The sequence below is a fragment of the Micromonospora sp. LOL_013 genome, assembly GCF_048060315.1.
Classification (GTDB): Bacteria; Actinomycetota; Actinomycetes; order Mycobacteriales; family Micromonosporaceae; genus Micromonospora_E.
Map to the genome: position 1 here is coordinate 68,101 of NZ_JBHMIQ010000023.1, position 25,334 is coordinate 93,434.

The 25,334-nt window shown below is 71.0% G+C and carries 22 protein-coding genes and 1 pseudogene; 15 read left to right on the forward strand and 8 right to left on the reverse strand.

Going from position 1 to position 25,334, the window contains the following annotated elements; genetic code table 11:
• The first annotated feature begins 22 nt into the window (after positions 1-22).
• The 5 genes from ACFHWS_RS16955 to ACFHWS_RS16975 all read left to right on the forward strand — a co-directional run bounded on the left by ACFHWS_RS16955 (position 23) and on the right by ACFHWS_RS16975 (position 6,907).
• Complete coding sequence (locus tag ACFHWS_RS16955) at positions 23-1,306, forward strand: beta-ketoacyl-[acyl-carrier-protein] synthase family protein (protein ID WP_416568523.1); 1,284 nt, start codon at positions 23-25, stop codon at positions 1,304-1,306.
• 44 nt (positions 1,307-1,350) lie between these two features.
• The gene (locus ACFHWS_RS16960; RefSeq protein WP_416552362.1) at positions 1,351-2,592 is read left to right on the forward strand and encodes a beta-ketoacyl synthase N-terminal-like domain-containing protein; all 1,242 of its coding nucleotides are present in this window, start codon (positions 1,351-1,353) and stop codon (positions 2,590-2,592) included.
• Between the two features lie 82 nt (positions 2,593-2,674).
• Positions 2,675-3,094 carry a hypothetical protein gene (locus ACFHWS_RS16965; protein ID WP_416552139.1) on the forward strand — a complete coding sequence of 140 codons (420 nt, stop codon included), beginning with the start codon at positions 2,675-2,677 and terminating at the stop codon, positions 3,092-3,094.
• The gene (locus ACFHWS_RS16970) at positions 3,091-5,805 is read left to right on the forward strand and encodes a KGGVGR-motif variant AAA ATPase (RefSeq protein ID WP_416568524.1); all 2,715 of its coding nucleotides are present in this window, start codon (positions 3,091-3,093) and stop codon (positions 5,803-5,805) included. Before ACFHWS_RS16965 ends, ACFHWS_RS16970 begins: the two co-directional genes overlap by 4 nt.
• Before the next feature lie 139 nt (positions 5,806-5,944).
• Positions 5,945-6,907, forward strand: a complete 963-nt coding sequence (locus ACFHWS_RS16975) for a TIGR03557 family F420-dependent LLM class oxidoreductase (RefSeq protein ID WP_416552137.1) — start codon at positions 5,945-5,947, stop codon at positions 6,905-6,907.
• Between the two features lie 33 nt (positions 6,908-6,940).
• On the opposite strand, the gene ACFHWS_RS16980 is transcribed toward ACFHWS_RS16975, so the two are convergent.
• The 4 genes and pseudogenes from ACFHWS_RS16980 to ACFHWS_RS16995 all read right to left on the reverse strand — a co-directional run.
• Positions 6,941-7,159, reverse strand: a complete 219-nt coding sequence (locus tag ACFHWS_RS16980) for a hypothetical protein (RefSeq protein WP_278174201.1) — start codon at positions 7,157-7,159, stop codon at positions 6,941-6,943.
• A gap of 136 nt (positions 7,160-7,295) precedes the next feature.
• The gene (locus ACFHWS_RS16985) at positions 7,296-8,060 is read right to left on the reverse strand and encodes an enoyl-CoA hydratase-related protein (protein WP_416552136.1); all 765 of its coding nucleotides are present in this window, start codon (positions 8,058-8,060) and stop codon (positions 7,296-7,298) included.
• Between the two features lie 50 nt (positions 8,061-8,110).
• Complete coding sequence (locus tag ACFHWS_RS16990) at positions 8,111-9,448, reverse strand: hypothetical protein (RefSeq protein ID WP_416568539.1); 1,338 nt, start codon at positions 9,446-9,448, stop codon at positions 8,111-8,113.
• Positions 9,434-11,047, reverse strand: a pseudogene (locus ACFHWS_RS16995) (amino acid adenylation domain-containing protein); the annotation flags it as partial. The gene ACFHWS_RS16990 and the pseudogene ACFHWS_RS16995, both read right to left, overlap by 15 nt.
• Positions 11,048-11,285: 238 nt before the next feature.
• Between ACFHWS_RS16995 and cobF the strand changes: the two are divergent.
• The 3 genes from cobF to ACFHWS_RS17010 are packed head-to-tail and all read left to right on the forward strand — an operon-like array spanning position 11,286 to position 13,898.
• Complete coding sequence (cobF, locus tag ACFHWS_RS17000; protein WP_416552135.1) at positions 11,286-12,113, forward strand: precorrin-6A synthase (deacetylating); 828 nt, start codon at positions 11,286-11,288, stop codon at positions 12,111-12,113.
• Positions 12,106-12,894: a GntR family transcriptional regulator gene (locus ACFHWS_RS17005; RefSeq protein ID WP_416552134.1), complete on the forward strand. Its 789-nt coding sequence runs from the start codon at positions 12,106-12,108 to the stop codon at positions 12,892-12,894. The genes cobF and ACFHWS_RS17005 overlap by 8 nt, the downstream gene beginning before the upstream one ends.
• Before the next feature lie 2 nt (positions 12,895-12,896).
• On the forward strand, positions 12,897-13,898 hold the full coding sequence (locus tag ACFHWS_RS17010) for a helix-turn-helix transcriptional regulator (protein ID WP_416568525.1): 1,002 nt from the start codon (positions 12,897-12,899) through the stop codon (positions 13,896-13,898).
• Here ACFHWS_RS17010 and ACFHWS_RS17015 read toward each other — a convergent pair.
• The gene (locus ACFHWS_RS17015) at positions 13,889-14,803 is read right to left on the reverse strand and encodes an SDR family oxidoreductase (protein ID WP_416552132.1); all 915 of its coding nucleotides are present in this window, start codon (positions 14,801-14,803) and stop codon (positions 13,889-13,891) included. The genes ACFHWS_RS17010 and ACFHWS_RS17015 overlap by 10 nt on opposite strands.
• Positions 14,804-15,075: 272 nt before the next feature.
• Here ACFHWS_RS17015 and ACFHWS_RS17020 point away from each other — a divergent pair, with 272 nt between their 5' ends.
• Entirely contained in the window at positions 15,076-16,668 is a 1,593-nt protein-coding gene (locus ACFHWS_RS17020) for an RICIN domain-containing protein (protein WP_416552131.1), read from the forward strand.
• A 45-nt stretch (positions 16,669-16,713) separates the two neighbouring features.
• On the opposite strand, the gene ACFHWS_RS17025 is transcribed toward ACFHWS_RS17020, so the two are convergent.
• The 3 genes from ACFHWS_RS17025 to ACFHWS_RS17035 all read right to left on the reverse strand — a co-directional run bounded on the left by ACFHWS_RS17025 (position 16,714) and on the right by ACFHWS_RS17035 (position 20,229).
• The gene (locus ACFHWS_RS17025; RefSeq protein WP_416552130.1) at positions 16,714-17,601 is read right to left on the reverse strand and encodes a hypothetical protein; all 888 of its coding nucleotides are present in this window, start codon (positions 17,599-17,601) and stop codon (positions 16,714-16,716) included.
• Entirely contained in the window at positions 17,598-18,620 is a 1,023-nt protein-coding gene (locus tag ACFHWS_RS17030; protein ID WP_416552129.1) for a WxL protein peptidoglycan domain-containing protein, read from the reverse strand. The genes ACFHWS_RS17025 and ACFHWS_RS17030 overlap by 4 nt, the downstream gene beginning before the upstream one ends.
• A gap of 100 nt (positions 18,621-18,720) precedes the next feature.
• The gene (locus ACFHWS_RS17035; RefSeq protein WP_416552128.1) at positions 18,721-20,229 is read right to left on the reverse strand and encodes an HtaA domain-containing protein; all 1,509 of its coding nucleotides are present in this window, start codon (positions 20,227-20,229) and stop codon (positions 18,721-18,723) included.
• Between the two features lie 217 nt (positions 20,230-20,446).
• Here ACFHWS_RS17035 and ACFHWS_RS17040 point away from each other — a divergent pair, with 217 nt between their 5' ends.
• The 6 genes from ACFHWS_RS17040 to ACFHWS_RS17065 are packed head-to-tail and all read left to right on the forward strand — an operon-like array spanning position 20,447 to position 25,299.
• Positions 20,447-21,355 (forward strand): hypothetical protein, encoded by a 909-nt coding sequence (locus ACFHWS_RS17040; RefSeq protein WP_416568526.1) that lies wholly within the window; start codon positions 20,447-20,449, stop codon positions 21,353-21,355.
• Positions 21,352-22,395 carry a heme/hemin ABC transporter substrate-binding protein gene (locus tag ACFHWS_RS17045; RefSeq protein ID WP_416568527.1) on the forward strand — a complete coding sequence of 348 codons (1,044 nt, stop codon included), beginning with the start codon at positions 21,352-21,354 and terminating at the stop codon, positions 22,393-22,395. Before ACFHWS_RS17040 ends, ACFHWS_RS17045 begins: the two co-directional genes overlap by 4 nt.
• A gap of 4 nt (positions 22,396-22,399) precedes the next feature.
• Entirely contained in the window at positions 22,400-23,449 is a 1,050-nt protein-coding gene (locus tag ACFHWS_RS17050; protein WP_416568528.1) for a FecCD family ABC transporter permease, read from the forward strand.
• Entirely contained in the window at positions 23,446-24,324 is an 879-nt protein-coding gene (locus ACFHWS_RS17055; RefSeq protein ID WP_416552124.1) for a heme ABC transporter ATP-binding protein, read from the forward strand. The genes ACFHWS_RS17050 and ACFHWS_RS17055 overlap by 4 nt, the downstream gene beginning before the upstream one ends.
• Positions 24,317-24,994, forward strand: coding sequence for a heme oxygenase (biliverdin-producing) (locus ACFHWS_RS17060; RefSeq protein ID WP_416568529.1), 678 nt, complete (start codon positions 24,317-24,319; stop codon positions 24,992-24,994). The genes ACFHWS_RS17055 and ACFHWS_RS17060 overlap by 8 nt, the downstream gene beginning before the upstream one ends.
• The gene (locus tag ACFHWS_RS17065; protein WP_416552122.1) at positions 24,991-25,299 is read left to right on the forward strand and encodes a DUF2470 domain-containing protein; all 309 of its coding nucleotides are present in this window, start codon (positions 24,991-24,993) and stop codon (positions 25,297-25,299) included. The genes ACFHWS_RS17060 and ACFHWS_RS17065 overlap by 4 nt, the downstream gene beginning before the upstream one ends.
• Positions 25,300-25,334: the final 35 nt, after the last annotated feature.

Here is a 25,334-nt window from a genome sequence, read left to right on the forward strand (position 1 = left end):
CCACACCCAACGGGCACCGGCCGTGACCGCGGCCGGGTCGTCCCGGCGTACGGTCGTGACCGGTGTCGGGGTGGTCGCCCCGGGCGGCGCCACCCGGGAGGCGTTCTGGGCGACGATCACCGCCGGGCGTACCGCGACCCGCCGGATCACCGTCTTCGACCCGTCCCCGTTCCGGTCCCAGATCGCCGCCGAATGCGACTTCGACCCGACGGGCGCCGGGCTCGGCCCGCGCGAGCGGCGACGGGCCGACCGGTACGTCCAGTTCGCCCTCGCCTGCTCGATCGAGGCGGTCGCCGACGCCGGGCTGTGCCTCGACGACGCCGGCCGGCAGCGGGCCGGGGTGGCGCTCGGCTCGGCGGTCGGCGGCACCGTGGCTTTGGAGCAGGAGTACGTGGTGGCCAGCGACGCGGGCAGCCACTGGCTGGTCGACCCGGACTGCACCATGCCGTACCTCTATCAGGCGCTGGTGCCCAGCAGCCTGGCCGCCGACGTGGCCTGCCGGCACGGGCTGCACGGGCCGGCGCAGGTGATCTCCACCGGCTGCACCTCCGGCATCGACGCGATCGGCTACGCCCACCAGTTGATCGTCGACGGGGACGCGGACGTGATGCTCGCCGGTGCCGCCGACTCGCCGATCTCCCCGGTCACCGTCGCGTCGTTCGACGCGATCGGGGCGACCAGCCCGGACAACGACGACCCGGCGCACGCCAGCCGGCCGTTCGACAACGACCGGCACGGGTTCGTGCTCGCCGAGGGGGCCGCCGTGCTGGTGCTGGAGGAGCTGGGCCACGCGCGGCGGCGCGGCGCGCGGATCTACTGCGAGATCGGCGGGTACGCCACCCGCAGCAACGGCTACCACATGACCGGGCTGCGGCCGGACGGCGCGGAGATGGCACTGGCCATCGTGGACGCGATGGACCAGGCCCGGCTCAACCCGGACGACGTGTCGTACGTCAGCGCACACGGCTCCGGCACCCGGCAGAACGACCGGCACGAGACAGCCGCGTTCAAACGGGCGCTCGGGGACGCGGCGTACCGGGTGCCGGTCAGCTCGATCAAATCGATGATCGGGCATTCGCTCGGCGCGATCGGCTCGATCGAGATGGCGGCCTGCGCGCTCGCCATGGCGCACGGGATGGTCCCGCCAACCGCGAACTGGCGCACCCGCGACCCGGAATGCGACCTGGACTACGTCCCGAACACCGCTCGTGAGCTACCGGTCGACGTCGCGTTGTCGGTCGGCAGCGGATTCGGCGGATTCCAGTCGGCGATGGTCTTCGCCCGACCGGACAGGACAGTACGGTGAGCGCCGACGGCCCCCCGGCCGCGCTGCCCGGTCAGCGGGCCGCGGTGCCCGGCCGCCGGGCGGTGGTCACCGGGATCGGCGTGGTGGCGCCGACCGGACTCGGTGCCGACGCGCACTGGAAGGCGACCCTGGCCGGGCAGGTCCGCACCGGGCGGATCACCCTGTTCGACCCGGCGCCGTACCCGGTCACCCTGGCCGGCGAGGTGACCGACTTCGACGCGCTGCAGTGGACCGACAACCGGCGGGCGGTGCAGACCGACCGGTGGACCCATCTCGGTTTCGCCGGCACCCGGCTGGCGCTGGCCGACGCCGGGCTGCCGGACACCGCCGACGACCCCGACCGGTACGCGGTGGCACTGGCCAGCTCGTCCGGGGGCAACCTGTTCGGCCAGCGGGAGCTGCAGCGGCTGTGGAGCCGGCCCGGCCGTACCGTCGGGGCGTACCAGTCGATCGCCTGGTTCTACGCCGCCAGTGTCGGCCAGCTCTCCATCGCCCACCAGTTCAAGGGTGCCTGCGGGGTGCTGGTCGCCGAGGCGGCCGGCGGGCTGGACAGCCTGGCGCACGCCGCCCGGACCATCCGGCGGGGCGCCGACGTGGTGCTGGCCGGTGCCACCGAATGCGCGCTGAGCCCGTACGCGCTGGCCTGCCAGCTGCGGAGCGGGCTGCTCAGCACCGGCACCGACCCGGAGTCGGCGTACCTGCCGTTCGACGTCGACGCCGCCGGCTACCTGCCGGGTGAGGGCGGTGCGGTGCTGGTCGTCGAGGAGCTGGGGCACGCGCTGGCCCGGGGTGCGCCGGTGATCTACGGCGAGGTCGCCGGCTGGGGGGCCAGCCACGACGCCCGGCACACCGACCGGCACACCGGCGGGGACGCCGACCAGTACGCCCGGGCGATGCGCCGGGCGTTGGCGACCGCCGGGGTGGCTCCGGCCCAGGTGGACGTCTGTCTGCCGGACGCGCTCGGCGTACCGCGTTTCGACCGGGCCGAGGCGCGGGCGGTGCGGGCCGTCTTCGGCCCGACGCCGCCGCCGGTGACCACGCCGAAGCCGTTGACCGGGCGAGCACACCAGGGCAGTGCGGCGCTGGACGTGGCGACGGCGCTGCTGGCGCTGCGGCACCGGCTGCTGCCGCCGACCGCCGCACCGCGCCGCCCGGCCCCCGGCTGCGACCTGGACTTCGTCCGTACGGCACGGGAGTGCACGGGGCACGCCGCGCTGGTCGCCGCCCGTGGCTTCGACGGCTTCAACAGCGCCCTGCTGCTGCGCCGCGACCCGGCCTGGCGCTGAAACTGTCCACGCTGTCGTCGTTCAACCGGGCCGACCGGATCGCGGGCCGACCATCTTGCGGCGACAGCAGTAGCATCGCTCGGTGCCCCTACACGTCACGCATCGTGATCTTGCGAACAGCTACGCCCGGCTCAGGGACGCCGCAGACAACAATCCCGGCACGGTTTCGCATCTGCTCCGCTTCTACTCGGTCGAGTGTGGGCTCAAAGCCGTCGCCCTGCGCCGCACGAACCTGCAGCGGACCGACCAGCTTCCCGATTACCTGCTCAGCCATGATCTTCGGCGGCTCGCCGCGCACTTCAGGCTGAACGCCGCCGAGTACCAGCAGTTGGTGGACTGCCGGAGGGCGGCGTCAGGCCAGCTGGCCGCCGCGCCGGTGACCGTTCCCCGACTGCACGAAGCGTGGCGATACGGCGCCGGCCTGGATCCCAAGGACGAGCAACGGTGTGTGGCAGGCTTGACCTCGCTCGGGAACTGGTGTCGAAAGGAGCTCGGTCGATGAACGATGATCAGGACGCCGTGCGGATCGCCCATCCCGATCACTTGTTCACTTGGATCGACGTCAATCGATACTTTGCGCGACTCGCGCGGCAAGGCCAATGGCCCGCCTGGTTACGCGAGGTCGACGCGTACTGGGACAGCGTTCGGTTCTTCATCGACCAGTCCACCCAGCCGGAGACGGTGTGGACCTGGCTTCGCGATGTGCTCGGCCCGCTGACGATCGAACCCGAACGTGGGTGCGTGCTGCTCGACGACGCAGGAGAAGAACGTCCGCTTCCGGTCACGCTCATCACCGGCACAGATGTCCCGCCACTTGACCGACGACCCCGATGGAGTGAACGTCGAGTCGTAGCGGAACTGGCCGAGCAGCTCCCTCCACCGACCTCACCGCTTCCCGCCGAGATGCCGGTGATCGCGTTCCACTCCTTCAAGGGGGGCGTGGGGCGCACCCTACACTGTGTCGCCGCCACCCAACGGCTCACCGCTGCCGGGCTACGGGTGCTGCTGGTCGACGCGGACCTGGAGGCACCGGGAATCACCTGGATGGTCGGCGACTCGATCAGGGTTGACTTCGCCTACGAGGACTTCCTCGCGCTGGTGCACGGTGCAGCCGGTTCCGAGTTCACCGAGGCGGTGACGATCGGACGAAAGTTCCTCGTCAATCAGGAACTCGACGGGGTGATCGTCATGCCGGCCCGCCGCGATCACAACCGTCTCTCCCCGCCGGACATCGAGCCCGTCCATCTGCTCACCGATGATCGTGACCCATATGTGCTCGCCAACTCGCTGGCGCAGCTCGGTGCCACCCTAGGCGTTGACGCCGTTCTGGTCGATCTCCGCGCCGGCGCCAGTGAACTCAGCGCACCGCTGCTGCTCGATCCACGAGTCGCGCGAGTGTTCGCCACTACGATCAGTGATCAATCGGTACGAGGAACCGATCAGGTACTCCGCGAGCTGGCCCGGCTGGCACCGGCCCGGGAGGATGATCCGCTCTGCTCCCTGCTGATCACTCAGTTCAGTGATCAGGATCATGACGAACGGCTCGCAGAGGTAGCCACCGATCTGCTCCGCACCGCCCGTACGATCTCGTTGCGCGCCGACCAGCCCTCCGCCCAGATCAATGTCATGGTGGACGCGGACATCGCCATCCCGTTGATGACCAGTCGTTTCAGCCCTGGTCTCCTCAACCTGCCGGCTTCCTGGGCAGACGTCGCCGACCGTATCGGGCAGGCCCGGCTCACCGAATGCCTCGCGCCACTCATCGAGTCGCTCCAGCAGCGCCTTCCGGAGGATTCAACGACGGGCCGCCCGGCGACCGCGCCGGCAAACCTGGACGAGCTCAGGACCGGGCTGGGGCGCGCAGCGGGCAACCTGGTGTATGCGGAAACATCCCTGACAGACGATTTTCTGGTGACCGACTCGCTGCGCAATCTCGCCGCGGCGCACCGGACCGAGCTGCCGATCGCGATCGTGATCGGCAGAAAGGGCGCAGGCAAGACATTCACCTTTCTCCAACTGTGCCGCCGTCCTACCTGGGCGCAGTTCGCCCAGGCTGCCGGCGTCGACGACGTACCTCTACCGGCACCGACGATCCCGGTGCTGGCCTCGAGCAATCTCGACCATCCCGCACCGCTGATCAACGAGCGGCGAGACGAAGAGGCACGAAGACTCACTGGCGGAGAGGCTGCGAACTCACTGCAGATCCGGACGATGATAACCGACGCCTGGGCCAAGGAAATGAAACCCACCGAGTGGCGCCGAATCTGGCTGACCTGTTTTGCCCGGTCGCTCGGGCTGGACGCAACTCCGGAGTCTGCGGAGGAAAAACTGACCGAGTTCGCCAGACAACAATCGGCGATCTTCGTCGTAGACGGGTTGGAGGACGTCTTTCCGAACTTCGCCGACGACTGGCGGCAGCAACTCGGGCTACGGACTCTGCTCGTCGACTGTGCAGACTGGCTGCGGGCACTGCGAGGCCGCCCGCTCGGTATGGTCGCGTTCGTCCGGCGCGACTTGGTTCAGAAGGCGATCCACCAGAACGTCGGCCAGTTCGAGAAGCGGTACGAGAAGTACGAACTACACTGGAATCGCGAGGAGGCGCTACGGCTCGCCGCGTGGGTCTGCCAGCGCGCGGATGCCCTGAGCTCCTCAGACGACGAGGTCCGAACCGCCAGCGCCGACGAGCTGTCGAACCTCATGCTCGCGGTGTGGGGTGACAAGATGGGGACCCCGAAGTCGAAGGAAGCCCGTTCCGAGGTTTGGTTCTTCGCTGCATTGTCTGACTTCCAGGGCGACATCCAGGCTCGGGACATCGTCTTCTTTCTTGCCCAGTCCGCCAAATCGTCGGTCGGAGCTGAACGTTGGTCTGATCGTATACTCACGCCCAATGCGATGCGCGACTCGCTTCCCCTCTGCAGCGAGGAAAAGATCGCAGCGATCAGCAACGAAAACAAGCCGGTCGGCGATATCCTCAGCCACCTCAACCAGTTGGACGCCGACCAGAAGAAGCTCCCGATCACGTTGAGTTCGGCGCAGCTGAGCGTTGACCAGGTCCGGCTGCTGGAAGCAAACGGCGTGATCTTCCGCGAGGACGATCACTACTGGATCCCGGAGATCTTCCGGCACGGCCTCGGGTTCGGATTCGCCAGCGGCCGCAGGCCCCGGGTCCTCGCCGTGGCGAAACTGGCCCGACGACGCAACACCAGAGGGTGACCGGCGCTCGGCCGACCGGCGAAGCGATGTCCACCGGCTCCGTGTATGGCCCGGCTGGTAGTGGGTACTCCGGACGGGAGTGCCCGGACGGTGTCGGATCCGACCGGGCTGTCAGCGGCAGACAGGGGAGGGCAGACACATGCGGATCGGCTACAAGTTGGCTACCGAGGCGTTCGGACCGGCCGACCTGATTGCCCAGGCGGTGCGGGCCGAGCAGGCCGGGTTCGACTTCGTCGAGATGAGCGACCACTTCCACCCGTGGCTGGACTCCCAGGGCCACTCGCCGTTCACCTGGAGCGTGCTCGGTGCGGTCGCCGCCCGTACCGAACGGATCGGGCTGGCCACCGGCGTGACCTGCCCGAGCCTGCGCTACCACCCGGCGATCGTCGCCCAGGCCGCGGCGACCGTGGCGCTGCTGTCCGACGGCCGGTTCACCCTCGGCGTGGGTGCCGGCGAACGCCTCAACGAACACGTCACCGGGGAGCCGTTCCCGAGTGTGCACGGGCGGCACGAGCGGCTCCGCGAAGCGCTGGAGATCATCCGGCTGCTCTGGTCCGGCGGCTACCACACGTACCAGGGAAAGCACCTGCAGCTCGACGACGCGCGAGTGTTCGACCTGCCGCCGACCCCGCCGGTGATCGCGGTGGCCGCCAGCGGCTCGGAGTCCGCCCGGCTGGCCGCCGAACTCGGCGACGGACTGTTCGCCACCGAGCCGAAGGGCTCGATCGTCGAACACTACCGGCGGGCCGGCGGCGCCGGGCCGCGCTACGCCGAGGTGCCGATGGCCTGGGCGGTGGACGAGAATCAGGCGGTCAAGGCGGCCTGGGAGTCCAGCCGTTGGGCACTGACCGGCTGGAAGGTGATGAGCGAGTTGCCCAACCCGGTGAACTTCGAGGCGGCCTCGGCGATGGTCGACGCCGACGACATCGCCGCGCATTTCAGCGTAGGGCCGGACCCGGCGGTGCACCTCGAGGCGGTCAAACCGTACGTCGACGCCGGTTTCGACCACATCGTGCTGCAGAACGCCGGGCCCGACCCGGACGGTTTCCTGGACTTCTTCGAGCGGGAGCTGGCCGACCGGCTGCGGGGGCTCGACCGGTGACGGCGGCCGGCTCGGGCGTCGGCGCCGCCCTTGTCAGGCGCGGGCCGGGCCGGAATAGTCGGGGGCGACGTAGACCGGCAGCCGCTCGCCCTGACTGCGGGCGTAACGGCGGGTGTAGGTGACGGGCTTGACCCCGGGTCGGAGCGGCACCGTGTACTGCGTTGGCAAGGTGTCCGCGGCAGCGGCGAGGCGGCGGGGCGTCACCTCGCGACGTTGGTCATGCCACGGGCCACCCAGGAAGAGAACCTTCATATGCCGATCCTTGCCGGTTCAGCCAGCCCGCGCCTCATCCGTACGCACAATAACTATCAAATCCCGCCGGATCCCTCCGCCGCAGCTGGCTGGCCGGCCGGTGACAGCCCGGCCGGCCAAGTGAAGCCCGGTCGGCTCAGCTGCCGGTGAACCGTGCCGGCCGTCTTTCCAGGAACGCGGACATCCCCTCCGCTCGGTCGGCGGTGGCGAACAATCCGTGAAAGACCCTCCGTTCGAACAGCAGCCCCTCACGCAGTCCGACCTCCTGCGACCGCTGGACCGCCTCGCGGGCGGCGGTGACCGCGAGCCGGCTGTGCCCGGCAATCACCGCCGCCGCCGACCGGGCCTCGACGAGCAACTGATCGGCGGGCACGATCCGGGACACCAGGCCGCACTGCTCCGCCTCCCGGGCCGGCATCATCCGCCCGGTGAGAATCAGATCCATCGCCTTCGCCGTGCCGACCAGCCGGGTCAGCCGCTGGGTGCCGCCGATGCCGGGAATCACCCCGAGGGTGATCTCGGGCTGACCGAACCGGGCATCCTCGGCGGCGAACACCAAATCGCACATCATGGCCAGTTCGCAGCCACCGCCGAGCGCGTAGCCGGCGACCGCAGCGATCTTCGGTGTCCGGAACGCGGCGAACTCCTCCCAGCCGGCGAAGAGATCGGCCGTCATCGCCTGCACCGGGCTCATCGCCGCCATTTCCCGGATGTCGGCGCCGGCGGAGAAGAAGCCGTCGGACCCCGTGATCACGAAACAGCCGATGTCCGGGTCTCGGTCCAGTGGTCGCAGGGTAGCGACGAGTTCGTCGCAGAGCGCGGTGCTGAGTGCGTTGCGGGCCGCGGGCCGGTGCAGCCGTACGGTGACCACGGCACCGTCCCGCTCGGTCGTCAGATGCATGTCGGTTCCTCCAGTCGGTTCGCAGGATGGTGGGTCGGCCGGTCCCGGTTTCACGAGTCCCAGATAGCGCCGTAGGCGGGGATCCCCCGGCGCTCCAGCCCGTGGACCACCTGCCGGGTGAGCTTCTGGTTGGCGATACAGATCACCGCTTCGGCACTGGTGGCCCGCCACGCCTGGAGCGCCAGGGCCACCATGTCCGGCTTGCCGCGCCGCGCGGTGTCCCAGATGGTGGCGTCGGGCTGCACCCGCAGGATCTCGTCGATTAGTTCGTCGCCGTAGGTCGCCCGCGGGCTGCGGGTGGACCAGACCAGGTGCGCCGGCACCTTGCCGGCCAGCAGATGCGGCAGCACCGGCCCGATGCCGCTGCCGGTGGCGACGTACACCACCCGGGTGAACAGGGTCTCGATGTTGGCCACGCCGGCGGTGGTGATGCCCTTGACCCAGATCCGGTTCGGCGGCTCATCGATCAACGCACCGGTCCAGTCGCCGGCCCGGGAGACGGTCAGTCGGAAGCCGCGCTCACCGGGTGCCGGCACGTTGGCGAACGAGTGCCATTCGAGCAGCGGACGACGGCTGATCGCGGTGGACGAGCCGGCGAACGGGGTGGTGTGGCCGAACGTCAGCAGGGCCACGTGGCCCGACGGCCGGTCCACCTGCACCGGTACCCGGCGCAGTCGCAGCCACGGCAGGGCGACGCTCACGGTGAGCAGGGCAAGGGTCCACAGCGGCGGCGAGCCGAGCAGCGCGCCGACCAGCGGCGTACCGTCGCGGGTACCGTCGACGACCAGCACCGTCTGGGCCCACAGGAGGATCAACGCGGCCCACCCGCCGAACCGGTGGACCCGCTCGAACAGGTCGTGCCGGCGGCCGCGGACCGGCGGCAGTGCGGTCGCCACCAATGCCAGCAGCAGCGCGATCAGCAGGTAGGACAGCACCAGTACAGCGGTGACGGCCCGGTCGGCCAGCGCCTGCCGGGTCAGTTCGGCGACGTACCCGGCGAACCAGGCGGTGCCGGCGAGTGCGCCACCGACGTGCAGCCCACCGAAGTGGTACACCTTGCCCAGCCCCCACCGCAGGCGCAGCGGCCACCGGGTCGGCGCCCGGGTGGCCAGCCAGAACAGCAGGTTGATCACGTACTGCTGGCGGATCACCACGGCCAGGGCGACGTTGGCCAGAGCGGCGTAGGACAGGTTCGCCAGGCCGCCGTCGGTCGCCCGCCACCAGCCACCGGTGGTCAGCGCGTAGTACAGCAGCGCGGCGTTGCCGACCAGGACCAGCGCGGCCAGCCGGTGGTACGGCGCCAGCCGGGGATGGCTGAGGATCCGGCGGGGCCACGGCAGCGGAGCCGGTATTTCGGACGGAGCCGGACGGTCCAGCAGCCGGCGCAGCGCCGTCTTGTCGATCTTGCCCCGGTCGGTCACCGGCAGCGACTCGAGGACGTGCACCTGCTGGGGCACACAGTAGTACGGCAGGGTCCGGGCGACCGCGTCCCGCGCCGCCGTCGGGTCCACGGTCGCCGGGGCGACGAACGACACGAGCGTACGGTTGTCGACCTTGATCGTCGCCGCCCGACGGCACCCCGGCACCGATTCCAGGACGGCGGAGATCGAATCCAGCTCGACCCGGAACCCACGGACCTTGACCTGGTCGTCGGTGCGGCCGAGATGCTCCAGCTCACCGTCGGGCGTCCAGCGCCCGAGATCCCGGGTACGAAACATCATCCGTCCACCGCCGAGGAACGGATCCGGGGCGTACCGCTGCCCGGTGAGCTCGGGATCGCCGAGGTAGCCGACCGACACGCAGTCACCCCCCGCCCACATCTCCCCCACCTCGCCGATCGGGCAGGGCCGGCGGTCGGCGTCCAGCACGTACACGGTGTTGTTCGGGGTCGGCCGGCCGATGGTGAGCCGTCCGGACGTGGGGTCGTGCCGGTGCATGGTGTTGACGATGGTGGTCTCGGTCGGTCCGCAGCCGTTGTAGAAGACCGCCTGCCGGGCCCACCGGTCGGCCAGCTCCCGTGGGCACGGTTCGCCCGCCACGGCGACCGTCTTGACCCGGCGGCACCGGTCCGGGTCGATGGTGCCCAGCACGCTCGGGGTGGCGATCACCACGTCCACCGTCTCGACCGTCGCCGCGATGTCCCGTCCCCGGACGACCAGGGTGCCGCCGTGGCTGAGGCATCCGAGGATCTCCCAGGCAGCCATGTCGAAGGCGATGTTGAGGATCTGCCCGACCCGCCATCCCGGCTGGATGCCCAGGTCGCCGGGGGCGGGCAGGAGCAGATTGCACACGTTGCGGTGGGTGACGGTGACCCCGTTGGGCCGGCCGGTGGTACCGGAGGTGAACAGCACGTAGCAGCCGTCGTCCGGGCTGGTCGGGCCGGCCGGGACGACCGGGTACGCCGGGTCCGTCAGCGGTTCGGTGAGCAGTTCGTCGACGGTGATCAGCGCCCGGCCCGGCAGGTGCGGCAGCTCACCGATCGTCTCGGTGCTGGTCAGCACGATCCGGATCTCGGCGGTCTCGGTGACGTGCCGCAGGTGGGCCTCGGTGGCCACCCCGGCGTGCTGGGGCACGTACGCGGCGCCGGCCTTCAGGGCGGCGAGGATGCCGACCACCATGGGGATCGACCGGCGCATGAACACGCCGACCCGGTCGCCCGGACGTGTCCCATCGGCGATCAGCCGGGCGGCGAGACGGTCCGCCTGCTGATTGAGTTGTCGGTAGGTGATGCGTTCGCCGAGGTGTTCGACGGCGACCGTGTCAGGAGTGCGGACGGCCCACTGTTCGATCGCGTGCTGGATGCGGGTGGAGCCGATCGGCTCGGTGGGACCGTAGCCGAATCGGCGGAACAGTTGTCTGTCCTGCTCGGACAGGCTGGCCAACGGTCCGGCGCCGGCCGCAGCAGCGGCGGTGCCGGGAATGCCGCGTTGCCGCACGGCGCTGGCCCGGGAGCGGGTCGCCGGGAGGGCGGAACCTCGCTGTGGCATGACTGCCCCTTTCTCGATGTCGAGCACCGGCCAAGGAGGACGGTGCGCTTCCCCTCCATCGAACCGCGCAAGTGGCTATTAGCCCACAGACAGTGATGATCGGTAATAAATTCGTAAGAGTCGTAAGAAATCGGTTAAGACGGGCGGATCTTGGCGGAAGTCCCGCCGGCACAGGTTGCCCTGTTCGCTGCTGCCCGCGACTACCTCCGCCCGGTCGAGGTGCGGCACACTCTCTCGGGTGCGAGAGATACTGATCATCGGGATCGGGGCCGGCGATCCCGACCACCTGACTGTGCAGGCGATCGAGGCGCTGCGTCGGGTCGACGTGTTCTTCCTGCTCGACAAGGGCGCGGTCAAGCAGGACCTGGCGGCGTTGCGGCAGGAGATTCTGCGCCGGCACACCACCGGGGCGTACCGGGCGGTTGAGATCGCCGACCCGGAGCGGGACCGGGCCGCGGCGGACTACCAGGCCGCGGTCGAGGACTGGCGCCGCCGCCGCGCCGACCGCTTCGCCCAGCTGATCCGCGACGAACTACCCGACGGCGGCTGCGGCGCCTTCTTGGTCTGGGGCGACCCCGCGCTGTACGACAGCACCCTCGCCATCCTCGACGACCTGCGGGATCGCGACGTCGTCGAGTTCGACCACCAGGTGGTCCCGGGGATCAGCAGCGTCGCCGTGCTGACCGCCCGGCACCGGATCGCGCTGAACCGGATCGGCCGCCCGGTGCTGATCACCACCGGCCGTCGGCTCGCCGACGAGGGCTTCCCGGCCGGCGTGGACGACCTGGTGGTGATGCTCGACGCGCAGTGCGCCTTCACCCGGTTCACCGCCGCAGACGGCATTGACATCTACTGGGGGGCGTACCTCGGCACCCCGGACGAGATCCTGATCGCCGGCCCGGTGCACCGGGTGGCCGACCGGGTCGTCACCGCACGCGCCGAGGCCCGCCGCCGCAAGGGCTGGATCATGGACACGTACCTGCTGCGGCGTAACCTTGTCCAGACAACCGGACAGCGCCAGAAGACCGGACAGCAGACGCGAGACGATCAGGCAGACGATGACTGACCAGGCCCAGCCGGTCGACCGGGACAGCCCAATGCCGCTGTGGGCCCAGCTGCACGACGACCTGGTCCGCCGGTTGACCGCCGGCGGGTTCGCCGCCGGCTTCCCCGGCGAGCACGAGCTGGTCGACGAGTACGGCGTCAGCCGGCACACGGTACGGGAGGCATTGCGCCGGCTACGCCAGGCCGGGGTGCTGGACTCGGCCCGGGGCCGACGTACCGCCGTCCATCAACAGCGGATCGAGCAGCCGCTCGGTGCTCTCTACTCGCTCTTCCAAGAGGTGCAGGCGCGGGGAATGCGCCAGCGCAACGAGGTACTCGCCCGCGACCTGCGGGGCGACGTCGCCGTCGCGGCCCGGCTCGGGCTGGACCCGGACACCCGCTTCGTACATCTGGAACGGCTCCGGTTCGCCGACGACGAACCGTTGGCCACCGACCGGGTCTGGCTGCTGGCCGAGCTGGCCCGGCCGCTGCTCACCACCGACCTGACCGGTACCGGCATCTACAGTGAGCTGGCCAGGCACGAGGTCCGGGTCACCGACGGCGAGGAACGCATCCACGCCATCGTGCCCACCGCCGAGCAGCGCCGGCGGCTGGACATCGGCCGGGGCGTCGGTCTACTCGCCGTTGAACGGATCGGCCGGGCCGACGGGCGGCCCGTCGAATGGCGGGAGACCTTCGTCCGTGGCGACCGGTTCAGCCTGGTCGCCGGCTGGGCACCGCACCGGGCGTACCAGTTGCGGGTGGCCGACGGATCCCCCCTGCGCTCACCCGCCGGGCGCTGACCGTGCGGGTCGCCCGGTTGATCTCCCTGGTCCTGTTGCTGCAGTCCCGGGAGACGATGACCGCCGCGGAGCTGGCCCGCGAGCTGGAGGTTTCCGAGCGCACCATCTACCGCGACGTGCTGGCGCTGTCCGCCGCCGGGGTGCCGGTCTACGCCGACCAGGGCCGGGCCGGCGGGTACCGGCTGCTGGACGGCTACCGGACCCGGCTGACCGGGCTGAGCCGGGCCGAGGCGGAGACGCTCTTCCTGTCCGGGCTGCCCGGACCGGCCGATGAGATGGGCCTCGCCGACGTACTCGGGGTAGCCCAGCTCAAGGTGACCGCCGCGCTGCCGGTCGGGCTGCGCGACGCCGCCGGCCGAGCCCGGCAGCGGTTCCATCTGGACGCGCCCGGCTGGTTCCGGCAGGCCGATCCACCGCCGGCGCTGGCCGACCTGGCCCGCGCCACCTGGCAGGACCAGGTGGTCCGACTCAACTACCGGCGGGGCGGCACCGAGGTGGTCAGAACGGTGCAGCCGTACGGTCTGGTGCTCAAGAACGGCACCTGGTACCTGGTCGGCAGAGTCCCCGAGGTCGGCCAGGTCAACGACGGCTACCGGATCTACCGGGTGGACCGGATCGCCGCAGTCGAGGCCACCGGCGACGTCTTCGACCGCGACCACCGCTTCGATCTGGCCGAGGTGTGGGCGGCCGGCACCGCCGACTTCGTCCGCAGCATTCTGGTCGACGAGATCGTCGTACGGCTGAGTCCGGCCGGGCTGCGGGCGCTGCGCTGGGCGGTGGAGGCACCGGCCGCCCAGGCAGCGTATGAGGCGGCCGGGCCACCCGACGCTCAGGGCTGGGTGCACACCCGGCTGCCGGTCGAGTCGCCCGACGTGGCGTACAGCCAACTGCAGGCGCTCGGACCGGAGGTGGAGGTGCTCGCCCCACCCGTGCTACGGGACCGGATGCGCGACGCCGCCCGCCGGCTCGCCGCGCTGTACGGCGATACCGCCGGTCAGCGGTAACCGGTGGTGTCCGCCGGCCGGCCGGTCTCGACGACCTCGACGATGTAGCGGTACGCGTCCGGGCTGCTGCCGTCGACGTCGGTGAAGCCGTACTCGCGGGCCAGCTGCCCACTGGACAGTGACCGCCCGGTGAACCGGGACACCTGCGGATCGGCGGCGAGAGCGACCACTGCCCGGCCGACCAGCGCCGGTGTCTCGGAGATGGCGAAGTGCGGGTCCTTGGCGGTGCCGTCGCGCCAGTTCGCCTCGGTCACCCCGAAGTGATCCAGCATCGCCTCGGACCGGATCCAGCCCGGGCTTAGCGCCACCGCTGTCGCGTCGTACGGCCGCAGCTCCTCGGCCTGGGCGAAGGCCAGCCGGATGACGGCGTTCTTGGCCGTGTCGTAGAAGACCGACTCGCGGTAGTGGGTGCCGTTGTAGTCGGCGGTGCCGTCGGTCATCTCCACCACCAGCCCGCCCGGCTGGCGGATCAGCAGCGGCAGCGCGTAGTGGCTGGTGATCAGGTGGGTGTCGATGGCGAGCCGCAGCGTCCGCAGGCCGCGGTCCAGCGGCTGCTCCCAGATCGGCGACTCGAAGTCGGTCAGATGGTCGGCCCCCCAGATGTCGTTGATTAACACGTCGAGCCGGCCCTGTTCTCGGTCGATCCGCTGCACCAGGGCGCGGACCTGGTCCGGTTCCAGGTGGTCGGTCGGCACCGCGACTCCGGTGCCGCCGGCGGCGTCGACCAGTTCGGCGGTTTCCTCGATGGTTTCCGGGCGGTCCATCTCGGAACGTTGCCGTCGGGTGCTGCGACCGGTGACGTAGACGGTGGCGCCGGCGGCGCCGAGTTCGATGGCGATCCGCCGGCCGGCGCCCCGGGTCGCCCCGGCGACCAGTGCTGTCCTACCGTTCAGTGGTGTGGTCATGCCGCTGACGGTGCCAGCAAAACCTGACATCCGACGTCAGCTTTTTCAGATTCTTCCGACGGGCCCTCCCTGCAGAACCAGACCCTCCCGGCAAACCTCTCGACGGAACCTTCGCGGAATCACGGAGCAGCTTGCCGTGGCATGGAGGATATCGACAGTGTTGACTCTATTGAATGCGATCGATACATTGCCGTAACAGCAGGAAAGCCCTTTCCTCGTCGCGGTTGGGGCGCGACCAGACAGAAGCAGTCTCCGACAACCCAGGAGGTTCCATGACTACCACCAGATGGCGGCGCTGGCGCACCGGCGTCGTGGCGCTCGCTACGACCGCCATGGTCGCAACCGGCGCGGCGGTTGGCGTGCAGTACGCCGCAGCTGCCACCGTCGACACCGGCGCCTGGTACGTGATGCTCAGCCGGCACAGCGGCAAGGCAATCGATCTCTACGGCGGGGCAACCCATGACGGCGCACCGATCGTCCAGTGGACGCGCAACGACAGCGCGGCGCAGCAGTGGCAGTTCGTTGACGTCGGCAGCGGCTACTACAAGATCAGATCTCGGCACAGCGGCAAGTACCTGGAGCTACCGAACGCAGTCGACGGCGCCCAGCTGATTCAGAACTACGACAACGGCAGCACCCGGCAGCACTTCCGGCTCGCCGACTCGGACAGCGGCTACGTCCGCTTCATCAGCCGGCACAGCAACAAGGCTCTCGACGTGTGGCAGTGGTCCACCGCCGACGGCGGGATCATCTCCCAGTACCGGGACCTCAACGGCTGGAACCAGCAGTGGCAGATGGTCCGGTTGGACAGCTCCGGCGGCTGCGGGTCCGGATCGTTCCACGCCGAAGCGGTACTCAACGGCTCGACCTGGACCGCCCGCAACGGCAGCAGCACGGTATACACCGGATCGAGCATGCTCTCGGCGATGCAGGCCGCTGTCAACAGCCTGTCGTCCGGCCGCAGCAGCAAGCAGAAGGTCGTGGTCCGCGGCTCCGGTTCGATCAGCGCCAACTCTCGGTTGTCCCTCCCGTCGTACACGACGCTCGAGGTCTGCGGCACGGTCAACGTCACCGGTTCCGGTTCCGGCGACCAGGCGGTGGTGTACGCCCGCGGCGTCACCGACGTCGAGGTGACCCGGCTCAACATCACCGGCAACCCGCAGTACGGAATCTTCGTCCGCAACGGAACCAACATCACCCTCGGCCAGATCGACATCCGGGTCACCGCCGGCCTGGGCATCCGGATCGACAACCACGGCGACCGCAGCCAACGGACCCGCAACGTACGCATCGACGACGTGTACGTCCAGGGCACCAGCAACCACGGCGTCGAGACGTACGGGGTCGACGGCCTGACCATCGGCACCGTCACCGCCCGCAACACCGGCTACTCCGGCCTGATACTCAACGACACCATCAACGCGACCGTCGGCACCGTCGATGCGCAGGGTGCCGGCACCGGCACCGGTTACGCCGGTTTCCGGATGGCCAACCGCAACGGCCGGGTCGGCAACAGCTACCCGACGAACATCCGGGTCGGCACAGTCGTCGCCCGGGGCGGCGGCCGGGGCATCTTCTGCGTGTCGGAGTCCGGCGGCGTGGTCATCGACCGGATCGACATCTCTGGCACCGGCAGCAACTCGATCCTGCTGGAGAACTGCTACAACGTGAACATCGCGGCGGTCTCCGGTTCGGTCAACGGCTCGGACGTACGGATCGCCTCGCGCACCGAGTTCCCGGTGTCGCGCGACATCACCCTGCAGAACCTGACGCTGACCAATTCGCAGATCAACGAAAACCCGTGCGGGCAGAACATCGTCATCCGCAACATCGCGCTGAACAACTCGACCATCAACCGCTGCTGACGACCGGCCGGCGCGGCGGCACCGCCAGCTGGCCGCCGCGCCGGCTCAGCCGCTCAGCTGACCGGCGCGCCGCCACCCGACGAACTGCCGTACCAGCAGCACCAGGATCAGCAGGCCGGCCACCGCCGCCCAGCCCCACGGGTACCGCTCGGTCTGCACCTCGAACTCCACCGCGGCGGAGCCGCCAACCATCTCCGCCGTGGTCAACCGCCCCAGCACGGCGTACCGGCCGTACAGCGGTCCGTCGACCGGCACCACGATCCGGACCGTTGTGCCATGCCCCGCCGGCAGCGGCGCGATGTCGGTGGCCTCGACCACTGATGTCGCGCGGCCGGGCCGGCCGGTCAGCAGGGACAGCTGCGCCGCACCGACCTCGGCGGTGCCGTCGTTGCGCAGGTCGACGTCGATGGTGATCTCGCCGCGTAGGGCAAACAGGGCCAACCAGTTCCGCTCGGCCGGTGCCACGCTCACCCCGGCCAGCCGGAGCCCCGCCAGATCGGGCCCGGCCGGGGCAACCGGTGCGGTCAGATCGGTGACGTCGATCGCGGCGATGCCGGCCACCGATACCACCACCGCGTCCTCCTCGTCCGAGGCGAGGGCCCGGGCGCGAACCACGCAGGGGCAGGCCACCGGCGGCGCGGCGACGGTGAGCTGGGCGGCGACCGGCTGCGGGTCGGCGACGTACAGCTGTCGGGCCGATCCGGTGGCGCAGTCGAGCGCGCCCCGGCGGGCCCGGTTGCCGCAGACCTCCAGCTGCACGGTGCCGGTCGGCCAGCCGGTCAGCGTGACGCTCACCGACTCACCGACGGGGGCGTCAGCCGGTGCGACGGCGACCTGGGGCGCGGTGGCGGTCGCGGGTGCCGACGGCAGGCCGCCGGCCCCGGCGACCAGGACCAGGGCCAGGGCGCACACCGAGGTTCGCCGGCCGATCACGGCGCGGTGCTGGTCGGGGCGGTGCCGGAGGCCGTGCGGCGGGTACGCCAGCGGCGTACCCCGAGCCACCCGGCGAGGGCGACGATCGCGGCGAGCAGCAACCACGGCGGCGCCCAGACCCCGGCGGTACGGGTGACCGGCGGCAACGCCTCGTCCACTGTGGTCGGGGCCAGATCGACGGTGGCGGTCAGCCGCAGCGCCGGCGGTACGCCGGTGATCCGCTCGGTCACCGTAAAGGTGCTGCCGGGCAGCAGTTCGGGCAGGTCGACCGGATCGGTGCGGGCCAGCTCCCAACCCAGCGGGCCGTCCAGCAGCACCGCACCCGTACCACCGACGCGGATGTTTCCGGTGTTGCGCACCTGGTAGCTGACCTCCACGTCACCGTCGCTCCACGGGCTGACCGGGTCGTCGTAGCTGATGCTCATCGATTCGACGTCGACCGACGGCCGGACCGGGCCGTCGACCCGCAGGTAGACCCGGGCGGCGACCCGCTGGTCGACGTTGACCTGCTGGCCACTGGCGTCGGTACGGAGCTGGGCGATGGAACCGATCACCCCGCCGGCGTGGTCGCCGGGTGTCGCGTTGGCCGGCACCGTCAGGCGGAACGGGATGTCCAGCCGGTCCCCGGCCGGCACTGCGTACTCTCGCTGGTCGAAGTGGATCCAGGTGCCGACGTCGGTGGCCGGTTCGTCGGCCGGGAGCAGGGCGAACGCCCCGTCTTCGGTGAGGAACCCGTCGGTGCCGTACACGGTGAACGTCCGGTCCTGGTCGCCGAGGTTGCGCACCGCGACATGGTCGGTGATCTCCGCGCCTGGGGCGAGGTCGTAGACGAAGTAGTTGCGTCCGGTCGGCCCGTCCGCGCTGGACGGCTGCACCGCCCAGGTGACCGCGTCGGCTGGAGCCGGACCGGCCGGCTGAGCGGCGGCCGGGGTGGCGCCGGGCAACGCGAGCAGTCCGGCCACCAGCAGGCCGATGGTGGCGCGGCGGCGGTTCGGGCGACGGGTGGGCGGGGCGGACATCGGGCGCTCCAGTCGGGCCGGTGGCCGGTGCGGGACCGTCGCGGCCCCGCACCGGCCGGTGTGGCTGATCCTCAGGACAGGATCAGCTGGGAGCTGATCCTCAGGACAAGGTCAGCGTCAGGGTCGCGGTGTAGTCGCCCGGCGCCGCCGCAGCGGGTACGCCGAGGTTGAGCTGCGCGCCGCAGGTGAAGCTGCCGGCGCTGGCGCCGGCCGCCGAGGTGCACAGGGCCCGGGCGGTGCCGAGTCCGGCACCCGGGTCGGCCACCGCGCCCGGGGTGACCGTGCCGCTCTGCCCGACCAGCGGGTCGTCCACCACAGATGCGGTGGGCGCCCAGCCGAGGTTGTCCGCCGCGATGACCGCGCCGCCGGCGGCGACGAAGTCACCCACCTGGCCGACCAGACTCCAGCCGGCGTTGGTGCCGCGCAGGTCGGACACGGTGGCGGTGTTCAGCTCGCCGCTGGTGACGGCGCCGTTGCCGGTCGGCGGCAGGGTGACCGACGAACCGGCCACGCTGAGCGTGAGCGGGCCGCCGCCCAGCACGGTCGCGGCAATCTGCTGGCTGGCGTCGCCGCCGCCGGCCGGGGCCGCGAAGCTGATCGGAGTGAAGGTGTCCTGACTGCGGTCGGCGGACCCGCGCGCAGCGAAGGTGATCACATAGCACTGGGTGACGGTGCAGTCGACCGCGTTGCCGTTGCGGTCGGTGTACTGGGCACTGATCGGCAGCGTGGTGCTGAACGAGCCGTCCGGGTTCATCGTGTCCCGGGCGTCGGTCGGCTCGTTGGTGCTGCTCACCCACTTGGTGACCTGCAGGACGCTGGCGTTGGTCCAGTGTTCGTCGACCTTCGGGCCGAACGACACGTAGATCCCGGCGGCGTCGTTGGCCTGCGGGTCGAAGCCGCTGCCGTCGACGGTGATGGTGGCGCCGGCCGAATCGACGTCGGTGTCCGGGTTGACGTCGACCGACGGAGCGGCCGGTCCACCGCCGCCGGAGGTGACCGCCTCGAACGACAGCGGATCGAGGACCTCACCGGCCGGGTAGAAGCCGGCGAATGCGGCGGCGCCCTCAGCGGTCAGAATGGCGGTCAGGTCGGTGCCGGTGATGCCGTCCGCACCAGCCGCCAGGTTGGCGTCGGTGGTGGTGAGGTCGGCGATGACCGCCTGGGTGACGTCGACCGACGGGAACGCGGTGCTTTCCAGTTCGACGTCGGCCTTGAGGACGCCGGTGCCGCCGGAGGTGGCCACCGTCGGGTTGGCCAGGGTGATGGTGAACGTGTGCGCCGGGAACGAGAAGACGACCGTGCCGCCGTACGTGGCGTTCGTCTCACCGGTCTCGGCGTCGTAGCTGCCGCCGGTGGACGGGAAGGCGAACGTGCCATCGGCGTTGATCGACGCACCGCCACTCACCGCGATCGGCGGGTTGCCGTCGCCGGACGACACGTAGTTGCGGAACGACTCCTTGAAGCCCCAGTTCAGGCTTCCCTCGGTGATGTCGGCAGGGGCAGCCACTGCGGGTGCGGCGCCGACGAGTGCGGTCGCGGTGCCCAGTACGGCCGCGGCCGCCCAGGTCGCCGACCGTCGCCCCAGAGCACCAGCTCTGGATGTGATCATCGACTGGTCCTTTCCGGATAGTTACTCACCGTGTTCCATTTCTGCTGTGGACACGGCATGTGATCGGGATTAGGTTAGCCATACCTAACAACGAACACCTCCGGCGGGGGTACCCGATCTTCGAACCGGTCGGACCCTTGCCCCGAACTGCGGCGATGACTTAGGTTAGGCAAACCTTCATTGATAACTCAACCGACAATCGTCGGAGGGACCATCCATGCCAACGCCGCTGCTCAGCGGCCGGGTCACCGCGACCTTGGCGGTCGTAACCGCCACCGCCGCGACCGCTGCCGTCGCGACCACCGCCGTACTCGCCGCACCACCGTTGGCGTCGCCGGCCCACGCGGACACCTCCGCGACCGGATCCGGCGGCCAGCGACTCACCGTCTCCGACTCCACCGGCATCAGTCGCTCCGGCGCGACCGTCACGGTTACCGGCACCGGGTACGACACCAACAAGGGCATCTACGTCGGATTCTGTGTGGACAACGGCGACGGGGCGCTGCCCACACCGTGCGGCGGCGGGGTTGACACCTCCGGCGGCAGCGGCAGCTCGCACTGGATCTCCAGCAACCCCCCGTCGTACGGCGAAGGACTTGCCGTGCCGTACGGCGAAGACGGCTCGTTCCAGGTCCGAATCCCGCTGACCAGGAGAATCGGCGACGTCGACTGCACCGTTCGCACCTGCTCGGTGGTCACCCGCGCCGACCACACCCGGACCAGCGACCGCAGTCAGGACGTACGCGTCCCGATCAGCTTCGCGGCCGCCGCCGCGCCCACCCGCACCAGCGCCGCCCCGGCGGCCGGTAGCCCGGACCGGACCACTGCGCCACCGGCCCCGGCGACCGGCGACGCCGCAGGCCCGTCCGACACCGACGGTACGGCCGGTGACCCCAGCGGCTCCGCACCAGCCGCCAGTGCCGCCACCGGCCAGCCGACCGACGACACCGCCGGCCCGACCGCCGTCGCCGGCACCGACCCGACCGGGTTGGCGGTCACCCGGGTCAGCACCGTCGGCCCGGCCGGCCGGTGGTGGAGCAGCACGCTGATCCTGCTGGCGCTCGGCGTACTGGCGCTGGCCGGGCTGTCCGCTGTCCGCCGCCGGCACCGCCGGGGCCGGTCGTGAACCGCCCGACGCTGGTGGTGAACCGCCCGACGCTGGTCGGGCTGTTCGCCGCCGCGCTGCTCGCCAACCCGGTGGCCGCCTGCGCGGACAGCGCCGCCAACCCCGGTGCTGCACCGGAACCGGCGACCTGCGGGCCGGTCACCGCCGTCGTCGCCGACGACGCGGTGACCCCGCTGGAACCGGCGCCGCAGCCGGCGCTGCCGGTCACCGTCACCGACGCCGCCGGCGACCGGGTCACGGTGACCGACGCCGACCGCATCCTCGCGGTCAACCTGTACGGCTCCATCGCCGAGATCGTCTTCAGCCTCGGCCTCGGTGACCGGGTCGTCGGGCGGGACACCTCCACCGACTTCCCAGCCGCCGCCGACCTGCCGCTGGTCACCCCCGGCGGACACGACCTGTCCACCGAGGCGGTCATGGCGCTGGACCCCAGCGTGGTGCTGCTCGACGACAGCATCGGCCCGCCCGAGGTGCTCGACCAGCTCCGCGCCGCCGGCATTCCGGTGGTACGGATCGGCGACGAGCAGAGCCTGGCCGCCGTACCGGTGCACATCCGTGAGGTGGCCACCGCGCTCGGCGTCGCCGACGCCGGCGAGGCACTCGTCGCCCGGGTCGAGGGCGAGATCGCCGCCGCCCGCGACGGCATCGCGGACGACGCCGAGCGACCCCGGGTCGCCTTCCTCTACCTGCGCGGCACCGCCGGCGTCTACCTGATGGGCGGCGAAGGCGCCGGCTCGGACGCGATGATCGCCGCAGCCGGCGGCGAGGACGCCGGCACCGCCATCGGACTGGCCCGGTTCCGGCCGCTGACCAGCGAGGGTCTGATCAACGCCGCACCGGACGTCATCCTGGCGATGTCCAAGGGCCTCGAATCGGTCGGCGGGGTGGACGGCCTGGTCGCCATGCCCGGCGTCGCCCAGACCCCGGCCGGCCAGCAGCGACGGATCATCGACATGGACGACACCGTGCTGCTCAACTTCGGCACCCGTACCGGCAAGGCGATCCAGGCTCTCGCCCGCGCCATCCACGAATGCCGGTGACGGCGTGACCGCCCCGGTACTCGCCAACCGCCGGCCGCTGCTGCTCACCGGCCTCGCCGGCACGCTGCTCGTCGTCGGCGTGGTCGCCGCCGGCTCCGGACAGGTGCAGATCGCCCCGGCCGAGGTGGTCGCCTCGGTACTGCACCGGCTCGGTCTGGAGATCGGCGCGCTGCCGGCCGCACCGCACGGCGAGAACGCGCTGTGGATCGTCCGGTTCCCCCGAGTCGTCCTGGCCGGAATCGTCGGCGCGTCGCTCGGCTGCGCCGGCGCCGTCATGCAGGGCATCTTCGGCAACCCGCTGGCCGAACCCGGGGTCATCGGGGTCTCCTCGGGTGCGGCGGTCGGCGCCGCGCTGGCCATCGTCACCGGAATCTCCACGCTCGGCGGCTGGACATTGGCCGCCGCCGCGTTCGCCGGCGGGCTGGTCACCACCTACCTGGTGTACGCGTTGTCCCGCGCCGACGGACGTACCGAGGTGGTCACCCTGGTACTCACCGGCATCGCGGTCAACGCCGTCGCCGGTGCCGCGATCGGTCTGCTGATGTTCGTCACCGACGCGGCAGGGGTGCAGGCGATCGCCTTCTGGAACCTCGGCAGCCTGGCCCAGGCCAACTGGAACGCGGTGACGGTCGCCTTGCCCTGCCTGGTCGTCGGGCTGACCGCCGCACTCGCCTCGGCCGGCAAGCTGGACCTGCTCGCCCTCGGCGAACGCTCCGCACGTCACCTCGGGGTGGACGTGGAACGGCTCCGGGTACGCATGATCGTCGTCACCGCACTGCTCGGTGCCGCCGCGGTGGCCTTCACCGGCGTGATCAGCTTCATCGGTCTGGTGGTGCCACACCTGGTCCGGATGGTCGCCGGACCCGGGCACCGGGTGCTGCTACCGGCCAGCGCGCTCGGCGGGGCGGTGGTGGTGATCGCCGCCGATCTGGCCGCCCGGACCCTGGTCGAGTACCAGGAACTGCCGCTCGGGGTGCTCACCGCAGTGGTCGGTGGACCGGCCTTCTTCTGGCTGCTGCGCCGTACCCGGCGCCAGGCCGGAGGTTGGGGATGAGCCCGCCGTCGGCACGGCTGCTCGGCCGGCGCAGGCCCGTCCGGGTGCCGGCCACCCGGCCGGCCGGCGCCGCGCTGATCGAGATCGACCGGCTGCGGGTCGAACTCGGCGGGCGGGCGGTGCTCGACCAGGTCGACCTGGTGGTTCACACTGGCGAGGTGGTCGCCCTGGTCGGTCCCAACGGTGCCGGCAAGTCGACTCTGCTCGCCGCCATCGGCGGCGACGTCGCGGCGGCCGGCGGCACGATCAGGGTCGACGGCGCGCCGCAGTCCGCCTGGACCTCGACCGAGCTGGCGCTACGTCGGGCGGTGCTGACCCAGCGCAGCGTGCTGTCCTTCCCGTTCACCGTCGCCGAGGTGGTCCGGATGGGCCGGGCGCCCTGGGCCGGACTGCCCGCCGAGGAATCCGACGATCCGATCGTCGACGAGTGCCTGGCCGCCACCGACGTGGCGCAGTTCGCAGGCCGTACCTTCACCTCGCTGTCCGGCGGTGAGCAGGCCCGCGCCGCGTTGGCCCGGGTGCTGGCCCAGCGGGCCGCCGCGCTGCTGCTCGACGAACCGACCGCCGCGCTCGACCTGCACCACCAGGAGCTGGTGCTGCGGCTCGCCCGGCAGCGGGCCGCCGCCGGTGACGCCGTCGTGGTGGTGCTGCACGACCTCGGTCTGGCCGGCGCGTACGCGGACCGGATCGCGTTGCTGTCGGCCGGTCGGCTGCGGGCCGTCGGACCACCCGACCAGGTCCTCACCGGTGCGCTGCTCAGCGAGGTGTACCGGCACGACATCGAGGTGTTGCCGCACCCCGAGACCCGACTCCCGCTGGTCGTCCCGCGACGGCCGCACCCGACCCGGCAAGGAAAGGAACCCCGACATGAGTGACACCTTCTCTGCCCGGCTGCGGGCGGCAAGTTGGCAGGACCACCAGGCGGCCGAGTCCCAGCGGTACGTCTCCGCGCTGGTTGCCGGGGAGCTGCCCCGGCGGCGGTACGCCGACCTGGTCGCCCAGCACTATTTCATCTACCAGGTGCTGGAGGAGGCGGCCGAAGCGATGCGCGAGGATCCGCTGGCCGGCGGTTTCGTCGACGACCGGTTGACCCGGTTGCCGGCGTTGGAGGCCGACCTGGCGTACCTGCTCGGCCCGGACTGGGCCGGCTGGATCGCCCCGAGCCTGGCGACCCGCCGCTACGTCGCCCGGATGCTGGAGGTCTGTTTCACCTTCGCGCCAGCGTTCATCGCCCACCACTACACCCGGTACCTCGGTGACCTGTCCGGCGGGTTGTTCATCGGCCGTCAGGTGGCGCAGACGTACGAGCTGACCGAGGAGGGTGGCGTGGCGTTCTACCACTTCGCCGGCATTGACGATCCGCGCGGATACAAGAACGCGTACCGGGCCCGGCTGGACGCCCTGCCGCTGGACGTCACCGCCGAAGCGGCTCTGGTCGGCGAGGTGGCGGTGGCCTACCGGCACAACTCCGCGGTCCTCGCCGAGCTGGGCCAGGAGCAGGAGCCGAAGCCGGTGGCGCCGGAGTCGATGGAGTCGGCGGCGTGACCGGCCCGTTCACCGCCGAGGTGGTCGCCCAGGTGGCGCGGCACATGAACGACGACCACGCGGCCGACTCGTTGCTGATCTGCCGGTCGCTGGGTGGCGCCCCGCAGGCGACGGCGGCCCGGATGACCGGCCTGGACGCCGACGGCATCGAGTTCGCCGCCACCGTGGCCGGCGTCGAGGTGCCGGTCCGGGTGCCGTTCGCGTACCGGCTCACCGAACGGGGCCAGGTCCGCCACGAAGTGGTCCGGATGTACCAGGAGGCCTGCGCCCAGCTGGGCGTTAGGCCCCGGCCGGCGGGCGGCTGACCGGCAAGCGAGCGGGGCCCGCTGGCGTGTGCGAC

Bases quoted from the DNA above. Each gene is read 5' to 3' on its own strand.
- ACFHWS_RS16970 (WP_416568524.1), top strand. From the start codon at position 3,091: ATGAACGATGATCAGGACGCCGTGCGGATCGCCCATCCCGATCACTTG.
- ACFHWS_RS16975 (WP_416552137.1), top strand. From the start codon at position 5,945: ATGCGGATCGGCTACAAGTTGGCTACCGAGGCGTTCGGACCGGCCGAC.
- ACFHWS_RS16980 (WP_278174201.1), bottom strand. From the start codon at position 7,159: ATGAAGGTTCTCTTCCTGGGTGGCCCGTGGCATGACCAACGTCGCGAG.
- ACFHWS_RS16985 (WP_416552136.1), bottom strand. From the start codon at position 8,060: ATGCATCTGACGACCGAGCGGGACGGTGCCGTGGTCACCGTACGGCTG.
- ACFHWS_RS17005 (WP_416552134.1), top strand. From the start codon at position 12,106: ATGACTGACCAGGCCCAGCCGGTCGACCGGGACAGCCCAATGCCGCTG.
- ACFHWS_RS17015 (WP_416552132.1), bottom strand. From the start codon at position 14,803: ATGACCACACCACTGAACGGTAGGACAGCACTGGTCGCCGGGGCGACC.
- ACFHWS_RS17020 (WP_416552131.1), top strand. From the start codon at position 15,076: ATGACTACCACCAGATGGCGGCGCTGGCGCACCGGCGTCGTGGCGCTC.
- ACFHWS_RS17030 (WP_416552129.1), bottom strand. From the start codon at position 18,620: ATGTCCGCCCCGCCCACCCGTCGCCCGAACCGCCGCCGCGCCACCATC.
- ACFHWS_RS17035 (WP_416552128.1), bottom strand. From the start codon at position 20,229: ATGATCACATCCAGAGCTGGTGCTCTGGGGCGACGGTCGGCGACCTGG.
- ACFHWS_RS17040 (WP_416568526.1), top strand. From the start codon at position 20,447: ATGCCAACGCCGCTGCTCAGCGGCCGGGTCACCGCGACCTTGGCGGTC.
- ACFHWS_RS17055 (WP_416552124.1), top strand. From the start codon at position 23,446: ATGAGCCCGCCGTCGGCACGGCTGCTCGGCCGGCGCAGGCCCGTCCGG.
- ACFHWS_RS17060 (WP_416568529.1), top strand. From the start codon at position 24,317: ATGAGTGACACCTTCTCTGCCCGGCTGCGGGCGGCAAGTTGGCAGGAC.